This window comes from Bacillus sp. BD48, assembly GCF_046566805.1.
Lineage (GTDB): Bacteria > Bacillota > Bacilli > Bacillales > Bacillaceae > Bacillus > Bacillus safensis.
Genome location: NZ_JANGFM010000006.1, coordinates 290,268 through 316,502, shown reverse-complemented (window position 1 = coordinate 316,502; position 26,235 = coordinate 290,268). Strand labels below are relative to the sequence as shown.

The following is a 26,235-nucleotide window of genomic DNA, read 5'->3' as shown; positions in this document are numbered from 1 at the left end:
CGCCGCTAACATCCGGGAGCAAGCTCCCTTCTGTCCGCTCGACTTGCATGTATTAGGCACGCCGCCAGCGTTCGTCCTGAGCCAGGATCAAACTCTCCGAGGTATGCAGGATGCATATCACACATGCGTTGCTACACGATGTAGCGAACTTAGCATGTGATCATTTCCTGCCTCGCCAGTTTGACTGACTACCTATGAAATATCATAGGATTTTTTTATAAAAACTCGAATTAACAGGTACGTTTTGTCTTGTTTAGTTTTCAAAGATCATTTTCGTTATCGCTCAGAGGCGACTTTCTTAATATAACATTTGAGCACCCTGTGCGTCAAGTGTTTTTCAGAATTTCTTTTTGTCAGCTTTTCTTTCAAAGCAACTCAGTTGCTCGTTAGCGACGTTTAATAATATACCATCATAATATTCATGCGTCAATATCTTTTTTTACAAAATATCCTCGATGATAGATTTTTTGTCCCTTTGTCTCAATCGGCTCCACTTGAACAATTCCTTTTTCCACAAAGAAATCAATCATGACGCTAAGGTCAGGCGTGAAATACTTTAGATCAGGGTGTGCAAGAAGCTCACCAAAAAGCCATATATCCTTCTGTTCCATGACATGACGCAAATGAGCGGCACCAATTTCTGCTTTTGAATGGATCAAAAAATCATTCGCTAAAAATAAAAGCTCCAAACGCTTATGCAGACTTTCATGGCTTTCAATCAGTTCTGAATAAAGTTTATATACTTCCGGCTCCATATGACGCACTTGGTTCCAAACGGTCACTTCTGGGTGGAAGCCTTTATCAATTACTTCAATACGTGCTAAGTGATGCAGGGCATGCACAATGGAATTATATGCATCAAGGAATTGATTTGACTCAAAAAATGCTTTTCCTTCTATATATCTGCGAATGAGCTTGCCATATTCTAAACCAATTTTGAGTTTGCGGTTTGAAAACGGGAATGTACTTAGTTCATCAATTAAGTTGAAGATATATTCATTTCGATCAAACAGGACTTTTCCATTCAAAATCCAATCGATGATTCGGCGGTTAGTACCGAGGGTAATCCATTCCTTCAGTTGATCATCTGTGACAACATTTAAAGAAGCTGTTTGGTGATCTGATTCATAGTGTTTGATAAATAACGGCTCTTCCGCTTCTTTTACGATGACTAAAAGTGCTGCATCAAAGTTATCCGTCTCAGAAGATACTTTATGTCTTCTTTCTACTATAATCACAGCTAATGTATCTGGATGGCTTGCTCTCTCTTGATAAATAGGACGGAGAAGATTTTCCATAGTGATTCCTCCAATACTCGGGTGTAAGGTTCTTCTCTAATGCTATGTATTTCTCCTCATAGAATCAAAATTCCTTCAATACATGAAAAAAGATCATTGAATCATTATAAGCAATTTATTCACAAAACTCTATAACTAATTCAAACGGAAAGGTAAAATGTGCTATATTGGAGATAAGGGGGACTAGGGATGGCGAAATACTCCAGTAAGATTAATAAAATCAGAACATTTGCACTTAGTTTGGTTTTTGTTGGCTTTCTGATCATGTATATCGGTGTGTTCTTCAAGGAATCGATCTGGCTGTCGACTTTCTTTATGCTGCTTGGCGTCTTATCGATTGGATTAAGTACAGCCGTTTACTTTTGGATTGGTATGCTTTCTACGAAGGCAGTACGTGTCATTTGTCCAGGCTGTGAGAAGGAAACAAAAGTGCTCGGGCGGGTGGACATGTGTATGCATTGCAGGGAGCCGCTTACACTTGATCCAGCATTAGAAGGTAAAGAGTTTGATGAATCCTACAATCGAAAAAAGTCATAAAAATAAGCTGACCATTTAAACGGTCAGCTTTTTCATTAATGATTTTCTTTTTTCGCACATTCTTGACAAGTTCCATAGATCTCCAAGCGATGATGACTGACTTTAAAGCCCGTCACATGGGATGCAAGCTGTTCAACTTCATCAAGGCCAGGATAGTGAAAGTCCACGATTTTTCCACAGTTTTCACAAATCGCATGGTAGTGGTCAGATGTCGCAAAATCAAATCGGCTTGAGGAATCACCATACGTTAATTCCTTTACTAATCCAGATTCCCGGAAGACTCGTAAATTGTTGTAAACCGTTGCGACACTCATATTTGGAAATTTCCCTTCAAGTGCTTTATATATATCGTCCGCGGTTGGGTGTGTCATAGAATTTACGAGAAACTCCAAGATGGCATGGCGCTGCGGGGTAATTCGAACACCGGTTTCTTTTAGAGCATCTAAAGCGTCTTTTAGTTCGTGAGCAGCCATTTCATCATGCACCTCTCTTCAAAAATATTCTTATATTATAATCTTTATAAATAGTGTACCCCCAGAGCCGAAACTTTGTCAATTACAATCCTCTTTTTTACCTATTCTTCTTTACAAAAAAGACCGGCATGACTGCCGATCTCATCCTGTGAGGATATTAAGCGTGAGCTTTTAATTCCTCAAGTGCTTCCTCTACGTGGTCTTTTACCTTTACTTTTCGCCATTCTTTCACAAGCGTGCCTTCTTTATTAATAAGAAACGTTGAACGCTCGATTCCCATATATTCTTTGCCAAAATTCTTTTTCAGCTTCCATACCCCAAAGGCTTCAGACAATTTCTGTTCATCGTCTACAAGAAGCAGGAACGGCAAATCATGTTTTTCTTTAAACTTTTGGTGCTTGTCCTGACTGTCTGGGCTTACGCCGATAATGACAGCATCTAATTCTGCAAAGCTTTGATGGCGGTCGCGGAAATCACATGCTTCTGTTGTACAGCCTGGTGTCATATCTTTTGGATAGAAATAAAGGACAATATGTTTTCCTTTAAAATCAGAAAGCTTTACTTTCTCCCCATTGTCGCCGGTTAACTCAATATCAGGTACTTGCTGCCCTACTTCGATTGTCATGACACAATCCCTCCAACCTATTTTTTAATTAGCCTATCCAATTTTGAGAGGATATTCAACTAAGGACGCTTGCATCGGCATGTTAAAATAATGATAGACGACGTGATACGTTGAGATAGGAGGCTATTTATGAAATTCACAGAATCAGAAAAATTACATCAAGAGGCGCTGGAGCACATTGTTGGAGGTGTCAACAGCCCGTCTCGTTCATATAAGGCAGTAGGCGGCGGTTCACCCGTTGCGATGGAAAGAGGAGAAGGCGCTTATTTTTGGGATGTTGACGGAAACCGCTATATCGATTATCTGGCAGCATACGGTCCTATTATTACAGGACACGCCCACCCGCATATTACAAAAGCCATCACGAAAGCGGCTGAAACAGGTGTCCTTTACGGAACACCAACGAAGCATGAAGTCACTTTTGCTAAAATGCTGAAGGAAGCCATGCCTGCTTTGGACAAAGTTCGTTTTGTCAATTCAGGTACAGAAGCGGTGATGACAACGATTCGAGTGGCTCGTGCATATACAGGCAGAACAAAAATCATTAAGTTTGCCGGGTGCTATCACGGCCACTCTGATCTTGTGCTAGTGGCAGCCGGCTCTGGTCCTTCCACTTTAGGAACACCTGATTCAGCGGGCGTACCAAAGAGTATCGCCAATGAAGTCATTACCGTTCCATTTAATGATATTGATAGCTATAAAGAAGCATTAGATCGCTGGGGAGATGAAGTAGCAGCTGTCCTTGTCGAGCCAATAGTCGGGAACTTTGGCATTGTAGAACCTAAGGACGGTTTCCTGCAGCAGGTCAATGACCTCACACATGAAAAAGGCGCACTGGTGATTTATGATGAAGTCATTACGGCTTTCCGCTTTATGTATGGCGGTGCACAGGACTTGCTTCAAGTAAAACCTGACCTCACTGCATTAGGAAAAATTATTGGCGGTGGCCTTCCTATCGGCGCTTACGGCGGTAAAAAAGAAATTATGGAACAAGTCGCCCCGCTCGGGCCAGCCTATCAAGCTGGCACAATGGCAGGCAATCCTGCATCCATTCTTTCAGGTATTGCCTGCTTGGAATTGTTAAAAGAAGACGGCGTTTACGAGCGTCTTGATCAGCTTGGCGCTGTGTTAGAAGAAGGCATTTTAGCCCATGCCAAAAAGCATCAAGTAGATATTACAGTGAATCGCTTAAAAGGCGCTCTCACAATTTATTTCACAACAGAAACGATTGTGAACTATGAGCAGGCTGAAAATACGGATGGCGAAATGTTTGCCCGCTTCTTCAAATTAATGCTCGCGCAAGGCATTAACCTCGCTCCTTCTAAATATGAAGCTTGGTTCTTAACGATCGCACATACTGAAAAAGATATTTCTGAGACGCTGCAAGCAGTAGATCATGCATTTGCACAGCTGAAACAATCATAATGAAGTCCAAAACAGGCGTAAAAACATGCGCCTGTTTTTTTATTTACCAGCTCTTGTTTGTCAAAAGCATGCGAATCTGTTACATTTCTTCACAATACCTTCTTTTGATGTTTTCATGAACTTTCAAAAATCACTTGAATATTTCGGAAGACCGCTGTATATTACTTAGTTGATTCATCAAAATATGAATGATAATGACAGTGATCATCTATTATCGAAAAGAAAGGAATGCAGGGACAAAACCAATGAAACTTGGAGCCCGTATTTTAAAAACTGGTATTGCCATTGTACTCGCGCTTTACCTGGCAACATGGCTTGGGTTGCCAACGCCCGTCTTCGCGGGAATTGCAGCTGTATTTGCTATCCAGCCATCTATTTATCGATCTTTTTTAACCATTGTTGATCAAGTGCAAGCCAATATTATTGGCGCAGCGCTTGCCATTACGTTCGGTCTGCTTTTTGGCACAGGACCAGTCATTATCGGTTTAACCGCCGTCATGGTCATCGCCATTAATTTAAAGCTGAAGATTGAACACACAATTCCGATTGCACTTGTAACCGTCATCGCGATTTTAGAAAGCGCAGGGGATCATTTCCTTTCCTTTGCCTTAATCCGAACAGCTACTGTGGTGTTAGGGGTTCTTTCTTCATTTTTAGTGAATTTAATCTTCCTGCCGCCAAAGTATGAAACAAAACTTGTTCATCACATTATGGAAAATACAGAGGAGATTTTAAAATGGATCCGTCTGAGCTCCAGACAGTCTACTGATCATTCCATTTTAAAGGATGACATCGATCAAATAAAAGAACGCATGATCAAATTAGATCACATTTACTTGTTATACAAAGAAGAACGAAGCTATTTAAAGAAAACCACGTATGTCAAATCAAGAAAGCTTGTTTTGTTCAGGCAGGCCATTATGACATCGAATCGCGCTCTGTATTTGCTGAAAAAACTTCATAAATTAGAAAATGAAATTCATTTGATGCCAGAGCATTTCAGGGAAAGCCTAACGGATGAAATTGATTATTTACTGTATTGGCATGAGCGCACCTTGATGAAATTCGTTGGAAAAATGAAGCCGCAGGACGATGAATTTCAAAATGAATGCTCTCTTCGCCTTGAGACGTTAACGAAATCATTTATTCAGCATCAGCAAAACCAAGAAAACGACTTGCTCGATTACAATATGCTGAATGTCATGTCCAGCATCATCGAATACCGTGATGAATTAGAGCATTTAGATACATTGATTACAAGCTTCCAGACGTATCACCCAAAAGATAGTGAAATCGAGACAGAAGAAAAAGAAGCATAAACAGAAAAGACCGATTCTGAGAATCGGTCTTATTTTATTTTCTTCATTTTCGGATCCAGTGTGTCTCTTAATCCATCCCCCATCAGGTTAAAGCCTAGAACCGTCAGCATGATCGCTATTCCTGGGAAGAATAATGTCCAGGGGGCTTGAACGAGATAAGGTCTCGCATCGGCGAGCATTTTCCCCCATTCTGGACTTGGCGCCTGTGCACCCAATCCTAAAAAACCTAAAGCGGCTGCCTCAATAATTGCGGTTCCGATTGCTAGCGTTGCCTGTACGATGACTGGCACCATACTATTTGGCAGAATGTGACGTAGTACGATGCGGCGGTGTGACATTCCAACCGCCTTTGCTGCCAGCACGTATTCTTCTTGTTTAATACTCAGCACTTTTGAACGTACGAGCCGTCCAAAGGTTGGGACATTAATAATCGCAATGGCAATAAGGGCATTTTGTAAGGAGGGGCCTAGGATGGAGACAATAGCAATCGCTAATAGAATGCTAGGAAAAGCGAGTAAAATATCAAACATTCTGGAGATCACAGCATCTAGCACTCTTCCGCCATAGCCTGCTATCAATCCAAGCAGTGTGCCTAAAATGACAGACCCGAGAACCGAGAAGAAGCCGACCCATAAGGAAATCCGTGCTCCATGCACAACTCTTGAAAATATATCTCTGCCGAAATCATCCGTACCAAACCAGTGTGCAGCTGAAGGAGCACTAAATCGCTCACCAAGTGATTGTTCATTGATTCCATAAGGAGCAATGAGCGGTGCAAAGATCGCTAGGATAAGAAATAAAAAGACAATCACACTGCCAATGACCGCCAGCTTGTGCTGAAAGAACTGCTTCATTGATTCAAGAATCAATGATTGAGAGCGTTCATCTTTTGGTTGAGGTGGTTCAAGCTCTTTTTGTGCTTCCATATTGTCACTCTCCCTCCCTAATATTTAATCCTTGGATCAATGACCGCATACAAGATGTCCACAATGAAATTGATCAGGACAAATATGAGCGCAACGACGAGAATACCTGTTTGAATGACTGGGTAATCACGATAACTGATGGCGTCATATATATACCGCCCAATACCCGGCCAAGCAAAAATGGTTTCTGTTAAAATCGCTCCACCAAGCAAGAGGCCCGTCTGAAGACCGATAATCGTCAAGATCGGAATGAGCGCATTTTTCAGACCATGCTGATAAATGATGAAAAATGAACGTACTCCTTTTGCTTTTGCTGTTCGAATAAAGTCTGAATGAAGCACTTCCAGCATACTTGCCCTTGTAATTCTCGCAATAATTGCTGCAGGGATTGTTGCGAGTGCTGTACTTGGTAAGATCAAATGCTTGATGCTGTCAGCGAATTGATCAAACCGGCCTTGCAAAAGCGTGTCCAGTGTATGAATATACGTGATCGACTCGACTGGATTCCTTACGTCTTCTCGGCCCGTTGTCGGCAAAATACCTAATTCGATCGAGAACAGCCACTGCCCCATTAAGCCTAACCAGAAAATCGGCATGGACACTCCGATGAGTGCAATAAACATCGCGGCATAATCAAAGAAAGAATGCTTAAACCAAGCACTAATGATTCCGGCATTCACTCCCACGACAATCGCCAGCACCATGGCAAAAAAGGTCAATTCTAACGTCGCAAATAAGTAAGGCTTCATTTCCTGGGCAATAGCCGCTCCTGTTCGAATGGAAGTCCCTAAATCCCCTTTTAAAAGGCCAAGCATATAATGACCGTATTGAACGTACCATGGCTGGTCTAAACCGAGCTGGATCGTTAATTGCTCTACTGCCTCTTTCGTTGCCCGCTGTCCTAAGATGACCTGCGCTGGATTTCCAGGTATAAAACGAATAATTGAAAACACGACCAATGTCATTCCGATCAGTACTGGGATGAGCATTCCTGCCCGCTTCATACAATAAGCAAACAAACAGCTTTCACCGCCTTTATCTTTGTTTGAATAAGGGAGATACAAGATCTCCCTTATTTGCTTATTCGAAATACACGTCAGTTAAAGCTTCTGAACCAGTTGGATGCGGCTGGTAGCCTTTTAAATCATTAGAAGCGGCAAGCATTGGAATTGAATGCACCAATGGGATCCAAGGCGCTTCGTCATGAATGATTTCCTGCGCTTTTTTATACAGCTCATTTCGTTTCTTTTGATCTGTGTCTGTTTGCGCTTCAATGAGAATGTCATGCATTTTATCGTTTTTGAAGAATGTATAGTTGTTACCGCCAATGCTGTCTTTGTCCAGCAGCGTGTAAATGAAATTATCAGGATCGCCATTGTCCCCTGTCCATCCTAATAAGAACACATCTGCTTCCCCTTTACTTGCTTTATCTAAATAGGTCGCCCAGTCATATGTCACAATTTCTGCTTTGACGCCGACCTTTTCAAAATTTGACTGAATGACTTCTGCTACCTTCATCCCATCTGGCATGTATGGACGCGGTACAGGCATTGCCCAAAGCTTGATGCGAAAGCCGTCAGGGAAGCCCGCTTCTTTTAATAGTTCTTTCGCTTTTTCTGGATCATATGGATATGGCTCAATGTCGTCATTGTAGCCTTCTAAAGCAGGCGGCAATGGATTTTTTGCGGACTCAGCAAGTCCGCCATAAAATGACTCAATAATCGATTCTTTATCGACCGCATAATTGAGTGCCTGACGAACAAGCTTGTTATCAAGCGGCTTTCTTGTGACGGTCAGTCCGATATAGCCTACGTTCATGGATGGTCTTTCAATGAGCTGGAGTGCTTTGTCAGTTTTAATGCCATCTAAATCTGATGGATTCACGCCATCCATTAAGTCGATCTCGCCTGTTTTAAGGGCATTTAAACGAGCAGAGTTTTCTGGAATGGAACGGAAGATGATTTGATTCAGCTTTGGTTTATCCTTCTGCCAATAATCCTTGTTCTTTTCTAACACGATACGGTCGTTTTGCTTCCACTCTTTAAACTTGAATGGTCCTGTCCCCACTGGATTTTCTCTAAATGAATCTCCGCTTTTTTCAACTGCCGCTGGACTGGCAATGCCAAATGGTGACATAGCGATATTTTTGAGGAATGTCGCCTGCGGGCGCTTTAGCTGAAATTCAATTTCATGCTCGCCTTTTACGATGATGTCTTTAATGACATGCCCTTTATCTTTTTTATAGCCGCCAAACATACCATAGTAAGGAAACTTTTCTGCGTCTCCATTCATCCAGCGGTCAAAGTTAAATTTTACTGCTTCTGCGTTAAAGTCTGTGCCATCGTGAAATTTCACACCTTTTCTTAAGTAGAACGTGTATGATTTTCCGTCCTTTGCAACATCCCATTCTGTTGCGAGGCCAGGATGGATGGTCGTGTCTTTCTCACCGTAATTCAAAAGCTTTTCAAATATATTCTCTGTGACCTTGAAGGTTTCGCCTTCTGTCGTTGTGATTGGATCTAGTGAAGTGGAATCTCCTCCTCTGCCAAATACGAGGGTATCTTTTGTTGCCTTTTCTTCCGATGTCGGTGAAGACGAGCATCCCCCTAAAAAGAGCGCCAGTGCCAGCACAAAAATGAAACTACTGAATAACCATGTCTTCTTCATTGTGTTCCTCCTTTTGATATAAATAACACGCGGCCGTGTGCCCCGGTTCCTCCTCATATAAAGCAGGTACTGCTTTTAAGCATTTCTCCCACCTTTTTGGACACCTTTTGTAGAAAGGACAACCGCCGCTTGGCGTCATTGCAGACTCTTCTGCTGCCACATCTTGCGTCTCTAGCACGTGATCCATATGTGGAATGGATTTCAGAAGCAGCGATGTATAAGGATGAAGCGGGCTGTGAAACACATCTTCGGCAGGCCCCATCTCGACAATGCGGCCAGCATACATGACGGCGATTCGGTCGCTCATATACCTGACAACGCCAAGATCGTGAGAAATAAATAGATACGTCAGAGAAAGCGTCTTTTGCAATTCAAGCATCAAATTCAAAATTTGCGCTTGAACGGATACATCTAAAGCTGAAACCGGTTCATCGGCAATGACAAGACTTGGATGGGTAATGAGTGCTCTAGCGATCCCAATACGCTGCCTTTGTCCGCCGCTAAATTGGTGCGCATAACGCTCCCCGTAGGAGGGATCAAAACCGACAATATGCAGCATCTCTTTGACCCGCTTCCGTCTTTCTGCTTTCGTCCCATGTCGATGAACAATGAGCGGTTCCTCTAAAATATCTTTGATTTTCATACGTGGATTTAATGAAGCATATGGATCTTGAAAAATCATTTGAATGTCTTTTCTTAAAGAACGCATCTCTCTTTCTTTCAAAAGAGTGACCTCTTGCCCTTTCAGTTGAATAGAGCCTGACGTCGGTTCAGTTAATCTCATTAAGCTTTTGCCAAGTGTTGATTTCCCGCAGCCCGATTCACCAACAATGCCAAGCGTTTCTCCTTCCTTCACGTGAAAGGACACTTGATTTAAAGCCAAAGTCGATTGTTTATGTTTAGAAAAAAAGGCGGCTGTGTCATACCGTTTTGTCAGCTGATTCACTTGCAAGAGTGGGTGACTCAGTGTCTTCTCCTCCTTCCATTAGAAAACATGCCACGCGGTGATTCTGTTCAATGGATTGTAAGGCTGGATCTTTTTCAAGACATTGCGCCATTTGATATGGGCAGCGCGCGGCAAATTGACACCCGGACCGGATGGCCCCTGGCTTAGGCACATGACCTGCAATAGAGATGAGTTTTTCTTTTTTCTCTTTAAACGATGGAACTGAGGCGAAAAGACCTTTCGTGTAGGGATGAAGAGGTTTTTGAAAAATACGGTCAACGGTTCCTTCTTCTACAATTCGACCGGCATACATAATCATGACTCGCTGGCATATTTGCCGCACGACACCTAGATCATGAGTAATAAATAAAATAGCAGTGTCCATCTCTTCGTTCAGCTTTTTGAGCAGACGAAGAATTTGCGCTTGGATGGTCACATCAAGCGCAGTTGTCGGTTCGTCAGCGATCATGAGCTTTGGATGACAAAGCATTGCCATCGCAATCATGACACGCTGGCGCATGCCGCCTGATAATTCATGTGGATATTTTCTAAGCAGCGATTCTGCTTGCTTCAATCCAACTGTTTGAAGAAGATCAATCGCCTTCGCTTTTGCTTCTTTCTGACCGATTGCTTGATGTGTGAAAAGGGCTTCCGTCATTTGTTTGCCGATCGTCATTAATGGGTTCAGAGAGGTCATTGGCTCTTGGAAAATCATCGAAATGTCATTTCCTCTTATCTCTCGCCACTGTTTCTCTGAAAGTGACAGCAGATTTTGCCCTTCGAAATGAACCTCGCCCGTTGTATCGGTTTGCTGATTCAGTCCCATTAATGACATGCTTGTGATACTTTTCCCGCAGCCAGATTCGCCCACAATTCCTAACGTTTCCCCTTTTTGAATCGAGAACGATATGTGATGGACGATGGGCACTTTTTGCTTTTTCTGCTGAAACGCAATGGACAGCTGTTTGACATCTAGCAGCACGTCTTGTTCTTTCACATATTCACCACCCCGTCATACTTTTTAAAATTGTATTGAGACAAGCTGGGAAATATGTCATGTTTTTGACAAGCATAAAAAAGCCTATCCGCTAGAATCGGATAGGCTTCTACTAATTTAATGTTTGAATGGTAAATAAATGGCGATAGTGGCTGTCTCGGTTCATTAATTCTTCGTGTGTTCCTTTTTCCACAATTTCGCCTTGTTCCATGACCACAATTTGGTCAGCGTGTGTAATGGTTGATAATCGGTGTGCGACAATAAAAGTTGTGCGATCCTTCGCCAGCTTTTGCATCGCTTCTTGAATGTAATGCTCACTTTCTAAATCAAGGGCAGACGTCGCTTCGTCTAAAATCAACAGCGGTGGATTTTTAAGAAATACCCTTGCAATAGAAATCCGCTGTTTTTGTCCGCCTGACAGCTTTACGCCCCGTTCTCCTACTTTCGTGTCATACCCTTCTGGAAGAGACATAATAAAATCATGAGCATTTGCTGCTTTTGCAGCAGAAACCATTTTTTCAAAAGATGCTTCTGGGTCCCCAACCGCAATATTTTCTTTAATCGTGCCACTGAATAGGAATGTATCCTGCAGCACCATTCCGACTTGATTTCGAAGGCTTCTTGCCTTGTACTCTTTTATATCTACGCCGTCAATTTCAAGTGACCCGTTTGTGACATCATAAAACCTTGGAATTAAGCTGACGAGTGTCGACTTCCCTCCACCGCTCATTCCTACAAGCGCAACCGTTTGTCCTTTTTCTACTTTCAAGGAGATATTGTGCAGAATCTCTTCCTGCGTGTGTTCATAACGAAACGACACATTTTTAAACTCTACCTCTCCTTTTAAATGATTGGCTTCTTTTGCATTCGGCCGATCTGTGACCTCATATGGTTCATCAATAAACTCAAAGATCCGATCCATTGATGCAACGGACTGGGTTAACGTCGTGGATGAGTTAATGAGACGTCGAATCGGATTGTACATCCGGTCAATATAGCCTACAAAGGCAATCATGGTCCCAATTGAAAGCGATCCGTTAATCACGGTGTAGCCAGCAAATGCAATGATTAACAGCGGCGCAATGTCAGTGATGGTATTGACGACAGCAAATGTTTTGGCGTTCCAATTCGTATGGTTAATTGCTTTGTTTAAGAAATTTTTATTTTCATCATGAAAATTCTCTTGTTCATATTCTTCAATCGCAAAGCTTCGAATGACCGGCATTCCTTGGACACGCTCGTGCAAATGTCCTTGCACTTCAGCCAGCGCCTGTGACCGCTCTTTTGTCAGCTTACGAAGCCGTCCGTAAAAATATTTTACTGCAAACGCATATAGAGGAAAAATAATGACAGACACGATGGTGAGCTTAAGATCCAGTGTACACATAATGGCGATCACGATCAGTACGGTCATCATATCCAGCCAAATGTTCATGAGACCTGTGATGACAAATTCCTTTGTCTGCTCCACATCGTTGATCACTCTTGAAATAATTTCTCCTGTTCTCGTGTTGGCATAATAACGAAGACTTAGCTTTTGAATATGCGAGAACAGTTTTTCCCGAATATCAAATAATACCTTACTGCCTGTCCACTGTGCGTAGTATTGTCTATAATATTCAACAGGCGGCCTCATCACTAAAAATAATACGAGCATGATTCCCATTATGATCAATAGAGATGATGTCTTTTCTTCAGCGGACCCCGAGCCTTGAATGACATCATCAATGACATACTTTAAAAGCAGAGGCAAAGTTAAGGGTATCGAGAACTTAATCATTCCGATGACCATTGTCAATGCAATCTGTTTTTTATACGGTGTTACAAAAGCCATGTAGCGTTTAATGACCCCCATGTAAATCTCCTTCCCAATCTATCAGTGCCTCTTATCCGTACGCAGTCAAAAACCTGTTAGCCTAAAAAGCCAAACAGGTTTTTTGATGCTCTTGCTTATTTTGTATAATGTAAAAAACGTTCATACCACATATCCACAAATTCAGGAGCAAACGGACCTTTCCGCTGGTGAATCCAATGCAGTAATGTATTCAGATGCTCTCTTAGGATACTATCGATTTCTTTTGGATAATTCATCTGCCTCTTATGATCTGCATATTCATCCTCATCCAAAATATTGTACGTCATGTCTGGAAAGACTTTGACGTCTAAATCGTAATCAATATACTTAATTGCCTCATCATCTGTCGCAAAAGGAGAGCTGATGTTGCAGTAATAATATACCCCATCATCTCTAAGCATCCCAATTACATTAAACCATTGTTTTGCATGGAAATAGCAAATAGCCGGTTCTCTCGTCATCCAAGTACGGCCGTCGGATTCAGTCACCATTGTACGGTCGTTTGCACCAATGATACACAATTCCGTTGCTTTCAGAATGGTGGTTTCATTCCAAATCCTGTGGATCAAGCCATTATGTTTATAGCTTTGAATTTGGATGGTTTCTCCTTCCTTGGGATAGCCCATATTTTCTCCCCTACTTTCTATAACAAACAAACCTAACAGTCCAAAGACCTAATTTCCCAACTAAACATGTCTCTATTATATTATACCGTTACATCATTAAAAAATGAAATGAAAAAGCCATTCAACCCAATTGAACGGCACACTGACTTACATCACGCTAGAACTCTTTTCCATCTGTTTATATGAATTGATGACCTCTTCTGTCTGTTTTGTAAATAAGGTTTGCACTTTTTGCAGTTCCTCACGTTTCTGTTTGATCTGATCACAAAGCCTATGCCACTCTTCTTTTTTTTCATCCTGCAGCAATTGTTTTTCTGTTTCTAAGCATAAATCGAGTTCTCCCTGCACATCGAGCAGCTGATCCATGAGCTGCATTTGTTCTTTTACAAGCTGATCGAAATCAGACATCTAACTCCTCCCTTTTCATCGAATCCACTTTTTGTCTGTATACCATTTCTTGAAAGAAGGAGGAAATCCTTTGACTGTTTATGTAGAGGTTTTACAGGTTTTGTCGGATGGTGGTGAGAGGCAAAAAGAAAAGCACTTCATTCGTATATGAAGTGCTTTCCTTTGTTTCAGTGATTAGCTGTTTTGTTGTTTGTTTTGCTCAGCTTTTTGGTTGTATTTTTTTACGTGCTGTGCGTCAGTCTCGCTAGCAAATTCAGTGCCGTATTGACCACCTTGTGCAGCAGCTTGGTTTTGTTTCTTCACTTGTTGTGCGTTTGTTTTGTTTTGTTGTTGATCCATCATTATCACCTCCACGCACATTAATTTGTGCAGAAGGTGTACATCCTATTCATGATTTTTTTAAACAAGCAAAGAACGTCCGCCATCCACAATAATCGTCTGGCCTCTAATCATATCTGCTTTGCCTGATACAAGGAATTCCACGCTGTCGACCATGTCTTTAATTTCCACCATTCGGCCGGCAGGTGTGTTTTTCTTCGCATCTTCTAAAAGCTCTTCACGATTCGGGAAGTGCTTAAGTGCATCGGTATCGATCGCACCGCCTGATACAGCGTTGACGACGATATTTTTTTGTGAAAGCTCAACTGAAAGGTAACGTGTCAAAGCTTCTAGTGCTGCTTTTGATACGCCGACTACTGTGTAATTTTCAAGGTAGCGAATAGAGCCTAGTGAGCTAATGCTGACGATATGTCCGCCGCCGTTTTTCTCCATTAGTTTCGCCGCTTCTTGTCCGCAGAATAACAAGGCTTTCGCATTGATATTCATTGTCCAGTCCCAATGATTTTCTTCAAGGTCCATAATGGGACGCTGAACACCTGATGCCGCATTGTTCACAAATACATCTAAACGGCCAAAGGTTTCATCGATTTGCTGAAACATGTCTTTGATTTTCTCAGGCTGGCCTACATTGGCTTTAACAACCAATGTTTTGACACCCATCGCTTCAATTTCTTCCGCTGTTTCAAGTGCGGCTTTTTTGCTTCTCGCGTAGTTAATGACAATGTCATATCCTTTTTCAGCGAGGCGAAGGGCAACTTCCTTCCCTACCCCTCTGCTGCTTCCTGTAATTAATGCACATTTACGTTGACTCATTATGGTTCATCTCCTGATTTGAATAGTTTTCGTTCATTCGCTTCACACTAATAGGAAAGTTCCTATTAGGAGGTTACATTCATGTATGTCGGACGCGATTTAAGCCAGCTTGGCATGATGTCCAAGGATCAATGGAAAGATACTGAGCTTGCTTACTTTCATCATGCTTTCCAACAAATTTTACCTTATTTGAATGAAGAAGGGCAATCTAAGTATCGAGAAATCATTTCTGAAATCGAAGACCGCGGGGGATTGCACAGAAATGAAGCTGATTATACCCACGGTACAACGGTTAAATATGACTAGGCTGCTCAAGTGCCAGCTTCCAAATTTTTTGGTGTGAGACTGGCAAAGCATATGCCTCAAATTCATCTGTTGTGACTTTTTTCAGCTTCGTGTCATCAGTTACAGAGGTAACTCGTCCAAAGAAAACAGAAATATTCCAGATGAGGTGGGTAAATACATGCTGAATGGTGCCTTCTAGATCACCAAGCTCCGCTTGTACACCCGCCTCCTCTTTTAAGAAATCAATGAGCTGCTCTTTTTCCGTTTTTCTTCCCTTCATGGTTTCCATGTTAGGGAATTCCCATAAATTCGCAAGAAGGCCTGTACTTGGCCGCTTATGAATATATAGGTTGCCTGCGTCATCAAATAACACCGCTGCTGCCATTGATTTTGCAGTCGGCTTTTTCTTTTTGCTTTTCACTGGGAGCTCATGCTGAACGCCTTCCTCGAGTGCCGAGCAATGCATGTTCACAGGGCAAATGAGGCAGGCAGGGGATGTTGGAGTGCAAATGAGCGCACCTAGCTCCATCAGCCCTTGATTAAATTCTGACGGCTTTTCCCGGGAAATGAGCTGATCGACCGCAAATTCGAAAATATTTCTCGTTTTTGGTTTTGCAATATCATCCCATACGGACAAAATACGGGAAATGACCCTCATCACGTTGCCGTCTACCGCAGGATACGGCTTGTTATAGGCGATACTCAGCACTGCGCCGCTCGTATACGGGCCTACACCTTTGAGTTTTGAAAATTGCTCTTTCGTATCAGGGACAACGCCACCGTAGGATTCATATACTTCTTTCACAGCTGCCTGTAAATTACGAACTCTTGAGTAGTAGCCAAGACCTTCCCATGCTTTCATGACCTTTTCTTCATCAGCTAAAGCGAGATCCTTCACCGTTGGGAATTGCTCCATAAACCGGTTGAAGTACGGAATGACCGTATCCACTCTCGTTTGCTGAAGCATGACTTCTGATACCCAGACGCGGTATGGATCTTGATTTTCACGCCATGGCAATGTTCGTTGTTCTTTTTCATACCAATCAATTAAATCATGCTGAAAGCCCGCAATATCTTTGCGGTCCAGCTTTTCTTGAATGTCTTTCATATCTATACTCCTTCTCATTGGACCGAGGGCTAACGTTCTGAATAGAACCTTATTTGTTGTATACTGTTTGTAGATACGTTAACATGTTACATTAAATCGGGATAAAGCAAAAGTGATTTTGCACATAGTCTTGATTGGAGACGTATACTTTGTATGATTGTTCCTAAGCATGACAACTAGGAGGTAATCAATTGGACACTGGTACTCATGTAGTAATGGGCATTTCTCTTGGGGGACTTGCACTTTTAGATCCAGCCGTCAGCGCAGATCCACACATGGCACACGCCGTGATGATCGCGACCATCGCCGGCTCCCAAGCACCAGACATTGATACTGTGCTAAAACTAAAAAATAATGCGGTTTATATAAGAAATCACCGAGGATTTACACATTCCATTCCGGCTGTACTGTTCTGGTCATTGCTGATTCCGGCTGTGATTTTCCCATTTGTGCCGGGGGCGAATTTACTTCACCTTTGGTTATGGACACTATTAGCCGTTGTGCTTCATGTGTTTGTCGATATTTTCAATGCATACGGTACGCAGGCCATTCGCCCATTTTCGAAGAAATGGGTAGCACTTGGGATCATTAACACGTTTGATCCGTTTATCTTTTTTACACACCTTGTCGCCATTGTCGTATGGGCGATTGGCGGGCATCCCGGCTATACGTTCATTACACTGTATGCGGTGATTTTTTGTTACTATATCGTCAGGGTCATCATGCAGCTTCAGATCAAACGTCAGCTGCGTGCACGATTCGATGAAATTGAAGACATTATTATTTCGCCTACGATGAAGTTCAGACAATGGCGCATTGCCGTGAAATGTAAATCCTCCTTCCATGTTGGACGCAGTATGAATGGTGAGATCATCATTTTAGACACCTTTAACCGGGTGCCGGTCCCTGACACAGAAATTATGAAAATTGCCAAACAAGACGAAAACATTTCAGCCTTTCTCTCCTTCTCCCCTGTCTATCGGTGGGAAGTAGATAAATACAAGGATCATTATGAGGTGCGGTTCATTGATTTGCGCTACCGCAGCAAAGGTCATTATCCTTTTGTTGCGATCTGCCATATAGACATGGACCACCAAATCAAAAATTCCTATACCGGCTGGATTTTCAGTGAAGAAAAACTGCAAAAAAAATTAAGACTCGGCTCTGTGTGAGCGAGTCTTTTTTTGTGCTTACATCTTCGTCATATATTCCACAATAAACTCCCAAAATCCAGGTCCTTCTTGGTAAATCAGCCGGTCTACTTTTTCGATGAGTTTGATATAGAGTTCTTGTTCGAGGTCTTCTCTTTCTTGATATGCCGTGTTTTGTAGTTTCTTTTTGATCATGGGTGTGAAGGTTTCAATGAGTTCTTCCATTTCTCCATTGGTCATTTTGTCTTCGGGCACGGACATCTCCCCCTGTTTCTTCTTTTAGTTTGTTGAGTGCTTTTTTGTGAATGTTTGAGATGTTTTGTCTTGTTTCGCCTAACTGATCGGCTATTTCTTTCATCGTTTGGCCTTCGACATAAATATGGGTTAGGACCATTTTTTGTTTGTCTGTAAGCTGCTGGTAGGCCTTGTACAATGTTTGGTCTTGCAGGTGCTCCCCTAAGTCTTGCTGGTTGAAGAGCACGGCTTCATACGTATCTGTTTGAACAGGGTCTTTCACTTCTTGCGTATCAGGATGATCGAGTATGAGCGGAAAACGCTGCTGTTTCTTTTTTACTCGTTTGTCAAAGTCGACTGAAAAGATGCGTATCATTGTGGAGATATACTTGATGATGCGGATTTTCTGATAGAACTGTTTGAACTCGGAATCTAATTTTTTGGCATTTTCCTCGTTTGGCTCTTCCATGACCTGCCGGAGCAGCTGCTCGTTTTTCGGGTTGCTTAAAAACTGCTGAATGAGCGGGTGATCAATGATTTCCTTCCATTTTGCTTTCAATAACAGCCGATAATCCATGTGCATCCTCCCCTTTGTTCCCTCTACTAGCATTAAGTGGACAAAAGTTAAAAAAAGTAAACTTCATGAAACGGGTCTAATGGTTCATTTTATCCCCCTCTGCTTTCCTTTTTCTACTTTCATACCACTTATATAGAAGACGAGCATCCGCTGGGAGGTGAGACAAATGGAGACCTTTTTTTCAGAGGAATGGCTGAAGCAGCTCGGTCAGGCTGGCTTCCCTGCCATTTTGACGGTTTACTTGCTGACACGCTTTGAACGAAAGTTTGATGAATTAAGCAAGCTCATCCAACGATTAGTCGCTGCTCAAAAAAATGATGAATCAGATTGACATCTGCTTGATTCGTTTCACCTTATGAAAACGAGGGCGAAATGAAAGGCCTTTTGTCACCTCACACAATACGATGTTGAAAGGGGATTTTATCATGAGTGAAAAGCAAAATGGAATACCACAGCCGATTCGAGGAGAAAAAGGAGCAACAGTCAAAATTCCACGTAATCTCGAGCGGGACAGACAAAATCCAGATATGCTCACGCCGCCAGAAACCGATCATGGAACGGTCTCCAACCTGAAATATTCTTTTTCTGATACACACAATCGTTTAGAAAAAGGCGGCTACGCCCGCGAGGTAACGGTCCGTGAACTGCCGATCTCTAAAAGTCTTGCATCTGTCAATATGCGGCTAAAGCCTGGTGCGATTCGTGAGCTTCACTGGCATAAGGAAGCGGAATGGGCGTACATGATTTATGGGGAAGCCCGGATTACATCGGTTGATGCAGAGGGGCGCAATTTTACAGAGGATGTGACAGAGGGTGATTTGTGGTACTTCCCTTCTGGCCTGCCGCACTCTATCCAAGCACTTGAACCAGGAGCTGAATTCTTGCTTGTGTTTGATGATGGGTCTTTCTCAGAAAATAGTACGTTCCAAGTAACCGATTGGCTTGCCCACACGCCAGAGGAAGTCGTGCTTAAGAACTTCGGTATGACAAAAGAGCAGTTTGACAAGCTGCCAGAGAAAGAAAAGTATATTTTCCAAAAAGGAATTCCTGGTTCCCTTGAATGTGACAAGGTGAAAACAGAGCAAGGGGAAGTCCCGAATTCCTTTAAATATGAGCTGTTAAAACAAGAGCCGATTACGTCAAGCGGCGGACAAGTGTGGATTGCGGACTCTACCAATTTCAAAGCGTCTAAAACAATTGCATCCGCTCTTGTGAAAGTTGATCCAGGTGCTATCCGTGAGCTGCATTGGCATCCAAATACGGATGAATGGCAATATTTTATTTCTGGAAAAGCACGAATGACGGTATTTGCTTCTGATGGACATGCGAGAACCTTCAACTATCAGGCGGGAGACGTTGGATATGTCCCATTTGCAATGGGGCATTATGTAGAAAATACAGGCGACGAACCGCTTTTTTTCTTAGAAATCTTTAAGAGCGATCATTATGCAGACATTTCACTCAATCAGTGGCTTGCGGTGACACCGAAACAGCTTGTTCTTGATCATTTAGATCAAGACGAAGATTTCTTAAAACTGCTTGATACTGAAAAACATCCTGTGATCGCTGCGCCTAAAAAAGAGGATTAACATATAACTTCCTGCAAAAAGGCTGTCCTTTTTGCAGGTATCTTCATGTAAAGGAGTGTTTGTTCACCTATGCAGCAATCTGTTCACGCTTTATGGCAAGGGCTGAAATGGCTCATGGCGGCGTCTGCTGTCTGTTACATATTTTTGTTGTTTTGTGTGCTGTTCTTTCATTTGACGGGTGCTTTTTATCAATCGATTTTATCGATGCTTTTATTTATGGGCATCTATGTGGTACTTGGGATATCCTTTGAGCATGTGGAGCATGTGCTCATGAGGGTTGTTAAAAAGTGCCGTTCCAAAAAACGCTCCATCGTTTTCTATGCCATTTCAATTCATCTTTTGTTTATTTGGGGTGCTGTCTATTTATCAGATGAATTAGTGGGCGGTATTTTACTGTCTACTTCTGAGGAAATTCTCTTTGCCCTGAGCCTTTGGTTGTTTCATTTTTTGTTTGATTATGCGACGTTTTCGTTTGAGAAAGAAGCTTAGTGATTTGCTTCATATGATGGATATCGTGTTCTATCAGTCCTTGGAAATAACTTAATAACGTCAGCTTGGTTTGACCGATAAAAAAGGATTCGTTCCAGCGAGATGGTTCGATTTTCTTCATTTCTTGAAGTAATTCTGTTCTGACAGCAATAAATCGAACGATCGTCTCGCTTTTCTTTTCCTTTCTCGCTCTTTCAGCTGACTGCTGATTCATTTTGTGCACATCAGGAGCTTGAGGTAATGGCCGATCGTTCCAAAATTCTTTTAGACGGTCGTGTAAAATAAATTCATCCCATGGAACGAAATGGGCGATGATTTCAGCGGTGCTCCATTTTCCATCAGCGATCGCTCTGCGCCATTCTTTGTCTGTTAATTCCGTTAGTGACTGTACCCATTCAATGGAGTGTTCAAAATGAGCAATAGTGGACTCTTTGTTTAACGTCAAATGGTTTCCCCCATTCACTTGCTTTTATGTAGATTGTATCAATGATGAGAAAAAACACCACTTATGATGTAAAGTGGTGTTTCTTGTGTTGTCTCCGCGCATATAGGATCGCACCAATCAAACTGACGAGTGAAATCAACGCGAGAATTCTGATATAAGGCGGATAGTAGGTTAGCACAACCTCATTTTTGCCTTTTTCTATTGGAAAACCGATAAATGCGTAATTGGCTTGTTCAATATCGGTCTGCTGTCCGTTTACCGTGAGCTCCCAGCCTTTTTCATATGGAACAGGCAGAACCATATAATTATCGCCGCGTTTGTTATCATATGAAATCGTAAAGCGGTTGTTTTCGAGCTTTACTTGCTGGCTGCCATTATCCTGTTTTTCTTTTTCATATGCTTTTTCTAGAATGCGGTAAGGCTCTTGATACAGCCTCAGTTGATTGAGTTCATACGTCCCTTTTGGTACTCGAATGGAAAGGATTTTTTCCGCAGGGACTCGAATCGTCACTTCATTGACGCCTGTTTTGTAGATGGATGTATTGCTTTTTCGTGAGGTGACGTAGTTGTCAACGGATAACTGAAATCCTTCGTTACGGTCTGTCCGCTTCACATAAAAGCTCACATACACATCCCCAGCGCGGGCCATATCATCTGGCAGCGTGATATTCAGGCCGCCTGTTTCTCCGTATACATCAAGCACGCCATGTTCGTATATGGCTTGTTCCGTATGAATATTTGTATCCTTAATTCGATCTGGCGAATGCTCAATTTCAGCGTTTCCTTTTTTGTCTAAAATCACACCTTGCAGCATAGCATGCTCCCTATCTAGTGCTGAGGCATCCTTTAAGGCTTCTTCTGAATAAACGGTGCTTGTTGTTCTTGCAAATGGCAGCGGCCGTGTATTTTCATACACTCTATAATGCTCGCTTTCCAAGATTGGCTTAAAATAAGCTGGCGGTGAGTAAGACATCGCGCTCGTTCTCATATAATACTTTCCGTAGGTCAGACTGTATAAATTCGCCCTATCCCCCATTGTTGCATAACGGCTGACACTTTCCCGTCCCATATCGATTTGCAGGTCATTCCAGTAGAAATTGAGCAAATGCTGATTCAATATACTTGAATACGCACTCATGCCTTGAAAGCCTTCAAATAACGGGGTGTTGTTGCGCACGCCGTTCATCCAGTCAATCCGGGCAAGCGGATCTTCTTTTGAGCGGCTTTGAATCTGCTGAATGAGCTTCATTTGCTCATGTCCAGCATATGCCTCACTATTCAGATACGTATCTGATACGCTCTTAATGTTGCTTCTTTCAGATAAGTAGCCCTGCTGATACACGCCTGCTGTCAGTAAGCTGACAACGATGAGCACAGCTGAAAAGAGACGAAGGTGTTGGCGTTTTTCCGCATGAATCAAAAGGAAAAACAAGCTGATCACAAGCAGTCCTATGCCTGTAAATACAACAACATCCATATTTCCCTTTGCCCGTTCTGAAAAGGCGACGGCGAGGAGGAACACGATCCAAGCGCCTAAGACCGCACGCTTTTTCCACTTCCACTCGATTTGTGAGAAATGCTTGATGGTGATGGCTACGACCGCTCCAACTGTAAAGGCAAGAATGTACTCAAATCTGTATTGCGGTGCTGAAAAACCATTAAACACGCTCGCCATCTTTGGACTGTAGTGAAAAACAATGAGCAGAACGCTGATCGATGTAAACATGAAAAACCACCTGTTCCGGTAAAGCGGAACGAGGAACATACAAATGAGAAAGATCACAGGTAATAAATACACCCTGCTAGTAAACAGCAGATGATCATGCAGATCGAACCAAGGAATGGCCTGTTCATACGGCGGTCTTATATTATTGAGAAAACCATAGACAGACGGGACAAAAAAGGCAGCACTGATTCCAAAGGATAACAGCGTAGAGACTGCCAGCGTCCAGAACACCTTCCACCCGTGCTCCTCACTTCGAAGCTTGATGATATATCTGAAGACAAGATAGATCGCTAAAAAGATAAAATGAATATAAGCAAAGTAAAAGTTGTTGATGAGCATCAGGCTGCACGCCAAAATAAACCAAGCCGGCTTACCCATTTTGAAAATCCGTTCAACCCCAAGTATAAGCAGCGGGAGCCACATCATACTATCGGTGAAAAACTCCCAAAACGTTTGATGCCGAAAATACACAATAGACAATCCGTAGATAGCGGCACCTGTTAATGCACTCAGCCTATGCTGGACCATTGAAAGAAGCACACGGTAAGCGATGAAAAGAATAAGCGTCAGCTTCATCACACTCAGCCAAATGACGGCATTTGCCCAGAAATGAATGTCCGTTGACTGGATGATATGAAGCGCATTCATCAGCCAGACGACAGCGACTGTGACCATAAAGACAGTCGACGTTGTGAAATAATAACCTAATTGCGTATATGTACCGCCACCTAGACCGAATTGGTAGGAATAAAAGAAGTTCCCTTTGACGTATTCATCGTAAAGCAGCTTTTTAAATGGGAGCATTTGTGAGATCCCATCTCCATCTCCTGTCATATACCGCCCTTGTGTATATTCATATAAGAAAAAGGAGTGGCCTAATAAAGCGAGAATGAGGCACATTCCTATGATTATCCATCTACGTTTCATCATCTAAATCCTTTCTACAAAAGATCCACTCTTTTTTGAAACAAAACAATCCAGCAAGCGATTCGTGCTTGCCGGTTATTTGACTCCACGTTATTTAAATAACTGTGTTAACACTCGGTCTTGTTCCTTTGAGCTTGTCTCTTGTTCCATCACATTTGATTCCTGGATTAAATAATGCGGCCTCTTTTTCGTTTCATAATAAATACGGCCAATATATTCTCCAATCACACCTAGACTTAAAAGCTGGACACCTCCGAGGAAAAGCACAGCCGATATTAAAGTGAAATAACCAGGTACCATCACGCCCGTTCTGACAATTTGAATAAAGGTGGCCACGATGTAAATCAATGAGAGAAATAAGATCAGTATGCCAGTATAAAAACAAATTCGCAGCGGGCGGTTGTTAAAAGAAATGACGCCATCTATGCCGTAGTTAAATAATTTCTTCAGTGACCATTTTGTATCACCATGCTGTCTTTCTACATTTTCATAATAGATGACCTTTTCTTCAAACCCAATCCAGCAAAAAAGCCCTTTCGAAAAACGATTTCCCTCTTTCAGCTGAAGCAATGCATCGATGGCTTGGCGTGAAATTAAACGGAAATCTCCGACGCCATCACGCAAGTCCACTTCTACTACCTTGTTCATTACCTTATAGTACATGGATGACAGGTAAGAGCGCAGCTTGCTGTCACCTTTACGATTTCGTTTGGCAATGACTTGATGATAGCCTTCTTCATACCCTCTGACAAAGTCCTGAATTAAATACGTCGGGTGCTGCAGATCAGCGTCCATAATAATCGCAGCTGCTCCTTTTGCATGCTCAAGACCTGCCAAAATAGCGGCTTCCTTTCCAAAGTTACGCGAAAAGGAAATATATTTGACCTTTGCACTTTTGCGAGAGAGCTCTCTCATATATTGAAGTGTTTTGTCTTTGCTTCCATCATTCACAAAGATGATTTCAAAGTCATAATGAAAATCGCGAAACTCTTCCTCGAGTGCCTCAAAGATTCGTCTGATGTTTTCACCTTCATTGTAAGAAGGAATTATAACAGAGAGCAGTTCCCGTTCCATATCGCACCTTCTCTTCACTTTTTTCACATAGTCTGATATGTTCATTATTCCTTTTTTGTCAGAAAACGAAACACTTTTTTATTATCCATAAATTACATGTCTCTTTAATCGTTTCATTATATCAGAGTTTTATTTCCAGTGATTTTCGGCAGGATGAATTTAATGTAATTTTAAGTTTAATCATTGTAAAAAGCCTGTAATTTCGATCACAGACTGGGTATTGTTTCATAAAATTATTAGTTCATTTGTATATTTTCCTAATGATTGAAAAAGATGAATGGAAGTAAAAGGGCAGCCTTTTTAGTGAAGCAGCCCTCGATTGTTTTGTTGCAGATGCTCGTTTGCCTTTGATTGTTTATTTTGAAATAAATGCAGCTGCGCGCCGTAGCTCTCGATCCACTCTTGGACAATTCGTTCTGTTGTTTCCTGTCCCTTATACTTGCGGCCAGCCTTTGCATAAGTCGTTTCAAAATCACTCCAAAGCAGCTCTACCCATGTACGTGCTTCGTCATATGTCAGCATATTGTTTTTTTCCATAAGTTGTTCTGTTAGTCGCTCAAAGTATTGTTCCATGCCTGTTCCTCCTTCATCTAGCAGAAAGTGCCTTTTTAAAAAAACTTCTTTTTTCATATACTACCCTTACGTCTTCAAAAGACGCAAATGATTTGTATTGTTTGGAGGGAATCGATATGCGTAATAAAGCAAAAGGCTTTCCAAATCAGGTAAATCACAAGTTTGAAGGCGAACCAGGCGCTACAGATGCTTATGCGTCTAAACGGCCGAATGGTGAAACGAATACACGTCCACAGGAACGTATGAGGGCATCAGGGAAACGCTAATTTTTCCAAAGGGAGTGCTTGAGATATGAGTTCAAATGGGAAATCGTATATGGCAGACTTTGTTCAATTAAGGACAACCGCTTACCCTCAACCATGGGCAAATGCAAAGCATTCTGCCTCTCAGGTCAACGGAGAAACGCAGCAAACGCAGCACGACATCGTACTTCAGAACAACGTCCGTAAACAGCGTTCGAAGTAAAGAAAAGGACTGATCACTTGGATCAGTCCTTTTGCGTCAGCATTGAAATCGGCAGGGCATCTTCTTTATTTGGAGCCGATACTCTGTATCCCCACGCAAAAACGCCATTTAGATATTCTACATAGAACTCTTCTTCAGTGTCTTTGATTTGATAAGTTGTTTTGGTTTGAATCAAGGCTGGATCTAATAAATAGGCTTTCGCCATATCGATTTTCCGTTCTAAAACTGCGTATTCATTCACAATGCCAAGCTGCTCAGCCTTTCGTGCTTTTTCAGAAAGGGCGGCAATCTCCTGCTTCAATTCATATTCTGTCATCTCACTATAGCGTTTTTCCATC

General features: G+C 42.1%; 30 protein-coding genes, 1 rRNA gene and 1 pseudogene. 10 read left to right on the top strand and 22 right to left on the bottom strand.

Annotated features, from left to right (window positions below; translation table 11 throughout):
- Positions 1-103: ribosomal RNA gene (locus ACLGGR_RS18125) — 16S ribosomal RNA — on the bottom strand; the annotation flags it as partial.
- A 316-nt stretch (positions 104-419) separates the two neighbouring features.
- The gene (locus ACLGGR_RS18120; protein ID WP_024425790.1) at positions 420-1,298 is read right to left on the bottom strand and encodes a nucleotidyltransferase-like protein; all 879 of its coding nucleotides are present in this window, start codon (positions 1,296-1,298) and stop codon (positions 420-422) included.
- A 189-nt stretch (positions 1,299-1,487) separates the two neighbouring features.
- Between ACLGGR_RS18120 and ACLGGR_RS18115 the strand changes: the two genes are divergently transcribed.
- Entirely contained in the window at positions 1,488-1,835 is a 348-nt protein-coding gene (locus ACLGGR_RS18115; protein ID WP_142946283.1) for a YgzB family protein, read from the top strand.
- A 35-nt stretch (positions 1,836-1,870) separates the two neighbouring features.
- Here the strand turns inward: ACLGGR_RS18115 and perR are convergent, their stop codons facing one another.
- Both perR and bcp read right to left on the bottom strand, forming a co-directional pair.
- Positions 1,871-2,308, bottom strand: coding sequence for a peroxide-responsive transcriptional repressor PerR (perR, locus tag ACLGGR_RS18110; RefSeq protein WP_012009347.1), 438 nt, complete (start codon positions 2,306-2,308; stop codon positions 1,871-1,873).
- A 157-nt stretch (positions 2,309-2,465) separates the two neighbouring features.
- Positions 2,466-2,933, bottom strand: coding sequence for a thioredoxin-dependent thiol peroxidase (gene bcp, locus ACLGGR_RS18105; RefSeq protein ID WP_024425791.1), 468 nt, complete (start codon positions 2,931-2,933; stop codon positions 2,466-2,468).
- Between the two features lie 129 nt (positions 2,934-3,062).
- Here bcp and ACLGGR_RS18100 point away from each other — a divergent pair, with 129 nt between their 5' ends.
- Together ACLGGR_RS18100 and ACLGGR_RS18095 are read left to right on the top strand one after the other, a co-directional pair.
- A complete protein-coding gene (locus ACLGGR_RS18100; protein ID WP_410973638.1) occupies positions 3,063-4,358 on the top strand; it encodes a glutamate-1-semialdehyde 2,1-aminomutase in 1,296 nt (431 codons plus the stop codon).
- Positions 4,359-4,603: 245 nt separating this feature from the next.
- Positions 4,604-5,677 carry an FUSC family protein gene (locus ACLGGR_RS18095; RefSeq protein WP_142946285.1) on the top strand — a complete coding sequence of 358 codons (1,074 nt, stop codon included), beginning with the start codon at positions 4,604-4,606 and terminating at the stop codon, positions 5,675-5,677.
- Between the two features lie 29 nt (positions 5,678-5,706).
- Here ACLGGR_RS18095 and ACLGGR_RS18090 read toward each other — a convergent pair whose 3' ends face one another.
- From ACLGGR_RS18090 to fabL, 10 genes and pseudogenes are all read right to left on the bottom strand, one after another.
- Complete coding sequence (locus tag ACLGGR_RS18090) at positions 5,707-6,603, bottom strand: ABC transporter permease (RefSeq protein ID WP_142946286.1); 897 nt, start codon at positions 6,601-6,603, stop codon at positions 5,707-5,709.
- 17 nt (positions 6,604-6,620) lie between these two features.
- Complete coding sequence (locus ACLGGR_RS18085; protein ID WP_024425205.1) at positions 6,621-7,622, bottom strand: ABC transporter permease; 1,002 nt, start codon at positions 7,620-7,622, stop codon at positions 6,621-6,623.
- Between the two features lie 61 nt (positions 7,623-7,683).
- Entirely contained in the window at positions 7,684-9,270 is a 1,587-nt protein-coding gene (locus ACLGGR_RS18080) for an ABC transporter substrate-binding protein (protein ID WP_410973637.1), read from the bottom strand.
- Positions 9,245-10,222: an ABC transporter ATP-binding protein gene (locus tag ACLGGR_RS18075; RefSeq protein ID WP_410973636.1), complete on the bottom strand. Its 978-nt coding sequence runs from the start codon at positions 10,220-10,222 to the stop codon at positions 9,245-9,247. The genes ACLGGR_RS18080 and ACLGGR_RS18075 overlap by 26 nt, the downstream gene beginning before the upstream one ends.
- Entirely contained in the window at positions 10,191-11,213 is a 1,023-nt protein-coding gene (locus ACLGGR_RS18070; protein WP_410973635.1) for an ABC transporter ATP-binding protein, read from the bottom strand. Before ACLGGR_RS18070 ends, ACLGGR_RS18075 begins: the two co-directional genes overlap by 32 nt.
- Positions 11,214-11,325: 112 nt before the next feature.
- The gene (locus tag ACLGGR_RS18065; RefSeq protein ID WP_410973634.1) at positions 11,326-13,068 is read right to left on the bottom strand and encodes an ABC transporter ATP-binding protein; all 1,743 of its coding nucleotides are present in this window, start codon (positions 13,066-13,068) and stop codon (positions 11,326-11,328) included.
- Positions 13,069-13,163: 95 nt separating this feature from the next.
- Positions 13,164-13,694, bottom strand: a complete 531-nt coding sequence (ntdP, locus tag ACLGGR_RS18060) for a nucleoside tri-diphosphate phosphatase (RefSeq protein ID WP_024425209.1) — start codon at positions 13,692-13,694, stop codon at positions 13,164-13,166.
- 147 nt (positions 13,695-13,841) lie between these two features.
- On the bottom strand, positions 13,842-14,102 hold the full coding sequence (locus tag ACLGGR_RS18055) for a YgaB family protein (protein ID WP_039177303.1): 261 nt from the start codon (positions 14,100-14,102) through the stop codon (positions 13,842-13,844).
- A gap of 174 nt (positions 14,103-14,276) precedes the next feature.
- A pseudogene (locus ACLGGR_RS18050) lies at positions 14,277-14,426 on the bottom strand (gamma-type small acid-soluble spore protein); the annotation flags it as partial.
- Between the two features lie 75 nt (positions 14,427-14,501).
- A complete protein-coding gene (fabL, locus tag ACLGGR_RS18045; RefSeq protein WP_024425211.1) occupies positions 14,502-15,254 on the bottom strand; it encodes an enoyl-[acyl-carrier-protein] reductase FabL in 753 nt (250 codons plus the stop codon).
- Positions 15,255-15,335: 81 nt separating this feature from the next.
- Here fabL and ACLGGR_RS18040 point away from each other — a divergent pair, with 81 nt between their 5' ends.
- The gene (locus tag ACLGGR_RS18040) at positions 15,336-15,560 is read left to right on the top strand and encodes a hypothetical protein (RefSeq protein ID WP_003217808.1); all 225 of its coding nucleotides are present in this window, start codon (positions 15,336-15,338) and stop codon (positions 15,558-15,560) included.
- On the opposite strand, the gene mutY is transcribed toward ACLGGR_RS18040, so the two are convergent.
- A complete protein-coding gene (gene mutY / locus ACLGGR_RS18035) occupies positions 15,547-16,647 on the bottom strand; it encodes an A/G-specific adenine glycosylase (RefSeq protein WP_410973633.1) in 1,101 nt (366 codons plus the stop codon). The genes ACLGGR_RS18040 and mutY overlap by 14 nt on opposite strands.
- Before the next feature lie 191 nt (positions 16,648-16,838).
- On the opposite strand from mutY, the gene ACLGGR_RS18030 reads away from it, so the two are divergent.
- Positions 16,839-17,819, top strand: a complete 981-nt coding sequence (locus ACLGGR_RS18030) for a metal-dependent hydrolase (protein WP_008341965.1) — start codon at positions 16,839-16,841, stop codon at positions 17,817-17,819.
- 18 nt (positions 17,820-17,837) lie between these two features.
- Here ACLGGR_RS18030 and rsoA read toward each other — a convergent pair whose 3' ends face one another.
- Together rsoA and ACLGGR_RS18020 are read right to left on the bottom strand one after the other, a co-directional pair.
- On the bottom strand, positions 17,838-18,059 hold the full coding sequence (rsoA, locus tag ACLGGR_RS18025) for a sigma-O factor regulator RsoA (protein WP_410973632.1): 222 nt from the start codon (positions 18,057-18,059) through the stop codon (positions 17,838-17,840).
- Complete coding sequence (locus ACLGGR_RS18020) at positions 18,007-18,609, bottom strand: sigma-70 family RNA polymerase sigma factor (protein ID WP_095408023.1); 603 nt, start codon at positions 18,607-18,609, stop codon at positions 18,007-18,009. Before ACLGGR_RS18020 ends, rsoA begins: the two co-directional genes overlap by 53 nt.
- A 166-nt stretch (positions 18,610-18,775) precedes the next feature.
- Here ACLGGR_RS18020 and ACLGGR_RS18015 point away from each other — a divergent pair, with 166 nt between their 5' ends.
- The 3 genes from ACLGGR_RS18015 to ACLGGR_RS18005 all read left to right on the top strand — a co-directional run bounded on the left by ACLGGR_RS18015 (position 18,776) and on the right by ACLGGR_RS18005 (position 20,687).
- Positions 18,776-18,940 carry a YvrJ family protein gene (locus tag ACLGGR_RS18015; protein WP_073204399.1) on the top strand — a complete coding sequence of 55 codons (165 nt, stop codon included), beginning with the start codon at positions 18,776-18,778 and terminating at the stop codon, positions 18,938-18,940.
- A 94-nt stretch (positions 18,941-19,034) separates the two neighbouring features.
- Complete coding sequence (locus ACLGGR_RS18010; RefSeq protein ID WP_410973631.1) at positions 19,035-20,198, top strand: oxalate decarboxylase family bicupin; 1,164 nt, start codon at positions 19,035-19,037, stop codon at positions 20,196-20,198.
- A gap of 69 nt (positions 20,199-20,267) precedes the next feature.
- Positions 20,268-20,687 carry a regulatory YrvL family protein gene (locus ACLGGR_RS18005; protein ID WP_103132708.1) on the top strand — a complete coding sequence of 140 codons (420 nt, stop codon included), beginning with the start codon at positions 20,268-20,270 and terminating at the stop codon, positions 20,685-20,687.
- On the opposite strand, the gene ACLGGR_RS18000 is transcribed toward ACLGGR_RS18005, so the two are convergent.
- The 4 genes from ACLGGR_RS18000 to ACLGGR_RS17985 all read right to left on the bottom strand — a co-directional run bounded on the left by ACLGGR_RS18000 (position 20,596) and on the right by ACLGGR_RS17985 (position 25,432).
- The gene (locus ACLGGR_RS18000; protein ID WP_410973630.1) at positions 20,596-21,132 is read right to left on the bottom strand and encodes a DinB family protein; all 537 of its coding nucleotides are present in this window, start codon (positions 21,130-21,132) and stop codon (positions 20,596-20,598) included. The genes ACLGGR_RS18005 and ACLGGR_RS18000 overlap by 92 nt on opposite strands.
- A 61-nt stretch (positions 21,133-21,193) precedes the next feature.
- Complete coding sequence (locus tag ACLGGR_RS17995) at positions 21,194-23,788, bottom strand: YfhO family protein (protein WP_410973629.1); 2,595 nt, start codon at positions 23,786-23,788, stop codon at positions 21,194-21,196.
- 87 nt (positions 23,789-23,875) lie between these two features.
- The gene (locus ACLGGR_RS17990) at positions 23,876-24,859 is read right to left on the bottom strand and encodes a glycosyltransferase family 2 protein (RefSeq protein ID WP_142946297.1); all 984 of its coding nucleotides are present in this window, start codon (positions 24,857-24,859) and stop codon (positions 23,876-23,878) included.
- Positions 24,860-25,159: 300 nt separating this feature from the next.
- Complete coding sequence (locus ACLGGR_RS17985) at positions 25,160-25,432, bottom strand: YfhJ family protein (protein WP_024425219.1); 273 nt, start codon at positions 25,430-25,432, stop codon at positions 25,160-25,162.
- A gap of 116 nt (positions 25,433-25,548) precedes the next feature.
- On the opposite strand from ACLGGR_RS17985, the gene ACLGGR_RS17980 reads away from it, so the two are divergent.
- Positions 25,549-25,698: a small, acid-soluble spore protein K gene (locus tag ACLGGR_RS17980; RefSeq protein WP_003217849.1), complete on the top strand. Its 150-nt coding sequence runs from the start codon at positions 25,549-25,551 to the stop codon at positions 25,696-25,698.
- A gap of 25 nt (positions 25,699-25,723) precedes the next feature.
- Complete coding sequence (locus ACLGGR_RS17975) at positions 25,724-25,897, top strand: YpzG family protein (protein WP_008360604.1); 174 nt, start codon at positions 25,724-25,726, stop codon at positions 25,895-25,897.
- Positions 25,898-25,919: 22 nt separating this feature from the next.
- Here ACLGGR_RS17975 and ACLGGR_RS17970 read toward each other — a convergent pair whose 3' ends face one another.
- A complete protein-coding gene (locus tag ACLGGR_RS17970) occupies positions 25,920-26,234 on the bottom strand; it encodes a YfhH family protein (RefSeq protein ID WP_047202061.1) in 315 nt (104 codons plus the stop codon).
- Between the last annotated feature and the right edge of the window lies 1 nt (position 26,235).

Bases quoted from the DNA above. Each gene is read 5' to 3' on its own strand.
- perR (WP_012009347.1), bottom strand. From the start codon at position 2,308: ATGGCTGCTCACGAACTAAAAGACGCTTTAGATGCTCTAAAAGAAACC.
- rsoA (WP_410973632.1), bottom strand. From the start codon at position 18,059: ATGTCCGTGCCCGAAGACAAAATGACCAATGGAGAAATGGAAGAACTC.
- ACLGGR_RS18040 (WP_003217808.1), top strand. From the start codon at position 15,336: ATGTATGTCGGACGCGATTTAAGCCAGCTTGGCATGATGTCCAAGGAT.
- fabL (WP_024425211.1), bottom strand. From the start codon at position 15,254: ATGAGTCAACGTAAATGTGCATTAATTACAGGAAGCAGCAGAGGGGTA.
- ACLGGR_RS17985 (WP_024425219.1), bottom strand. From the start codon at position 25,432: ATGGAACAATACTTTGAGCGACTAACAGAACAACTTATGGAAAAAAAC.
- ACLGGR_RS18010 (WP_410973631.1), top strand. From the start codon at position 19,035: ATGAGTGAAAAGCAAAATGGAATACCACAGCCGATTCGAGGAGAAAAA.
- ACLGGR_RS17990 (WP_142946297.1), bottom strand. From the start codon at position 24,859: ATGGAACGGGAACTGCTCTCTGTTATAATTCCTTCTTACAATGAAGGT.
- ACLGGR_RS18080 (WP_410973637.1), bottom strand. From the start codon at position 9,270: ATGAAGAAGACATGGTTATTCAGTAGTTTCATTTTTGTGCTGGCACTG.
- ACLGGR_RS18065 (WP_410973634.1), bottom strand. From the start codon at position 13,068: ATGGGGGTCATTAAACGCTACATGGCTTTTGTAACACCGTATAAAAAA.
- ACLGGR_RS17975 (WP_008360604.1), top strand. From the start codon at position 25,724: ATGAGTTCAAATGGGAAATCGTATATGGCAGACTTTGTTCAATTAAGG.
- ACLGGR_RS18090 (WP_142946286.1), bottom strand. From the start codon at position 6,603: ATGGAAGCACAAAAAGAGCTTGAACCACCTCAACCAAAAGATGAACGC.
- ACLGGR_RS18120 (WP_024425790.1), bottom strand. From the start codon at position 1,298: ATGGAAAATCTTCTCCGTCCTATTTATCAAGAGAGAGCAAGCCATCCA.
- ACLGGR_RS17995 (WP_410973629.1), bottom strand. From the start codon at position 23,788: ATGATGAAACGTAGATGGATAATCATAGGAATGTGCCTCATTCTCGCT.
- ACLGGR_RS17970 (WP_047202061.1), bottom strand. From the start codon at position 26,234: ATGGAAAAACGCTATAGTGAGATGACAGAATATGAATTGAAGCAGGAG.
- ACLGGR_RS18020 (WP_095408023.1), bottom strand. From the start codon at position 18,609: ATGGATTATCGGCTGTTATTGAAAGCAAAATGGAAGGAAATCATTGAT.
- bcp (WP_024425791.1), bottom strand. From the start codon at position 2,933: ATGACAATCGAAGTAGGGCAGCAAGTACCTGATATTGAGTTAACCGGC.
- ACLGGR_RS18015 (WP_073204399.1), top strand. From the start codon at position 18,776: ATGGAGACCTTTTTTTCAGAGGAATGGCTGAAGCAGCTCGGTCAGGCT.
- ACLGGR_RS18055 (WP_039177303.1), bottom strand. From the start codon at position 14,102: ATGTCTGATTTCGATCAGCTTGTAAAAGAACAAATGCAGCTCATGGAT.
- ACLGGR_RS18005 (WP_103132708.1), top strand. From the start codon at position 20,268: ATGCAGCAATCTGTTCACGCTTTATGGCAAGGGCTGAAATGGCTCATG.
- ACLGGR_RS17980 (WP_003217849.1), top strand. From the start codon at position 25,549: ATGCGTAATAAAGCAAAAGGCTTTCCAAATCAGGTAAATCACAAGTTT.
- ACLGGR_RS18100 (WP_410973638.1), top strand. From the start codon at position 3,063: ATGAAATTCACAGAATCAGAAAAATTACATCAAGAGGCGCTGGAGCAC.
- ntdP (WP_024425209.1), bottom strand. From the start codon at position 13,694: ATGGGCTATCCCAAGGAAGGAGAAACCATCCAAATTCAAAGCTATAAA.
- ACLGGR_RS18115 (WP_142946283.1), top strand. From the start codon at position 1,488: ATGGCGAAATACTCCAGTAAGATTAATAAAATCAGAACATTTGCACTT.
- ACLGGR_RS18095 (WP_142946285.1), top strand. From the start codon at position 4,604: ATGAAACTTGGAGCCCGTATTTTAAAAACTGGTATTGCCATTGTACTC.
- mutY (WP_410973633.1), bottom strand. From the start codon at position 16,647: ATGAAAGACATTCAAGAAAAGCTGGACCGCAAAGATATTGCGGGCTTT.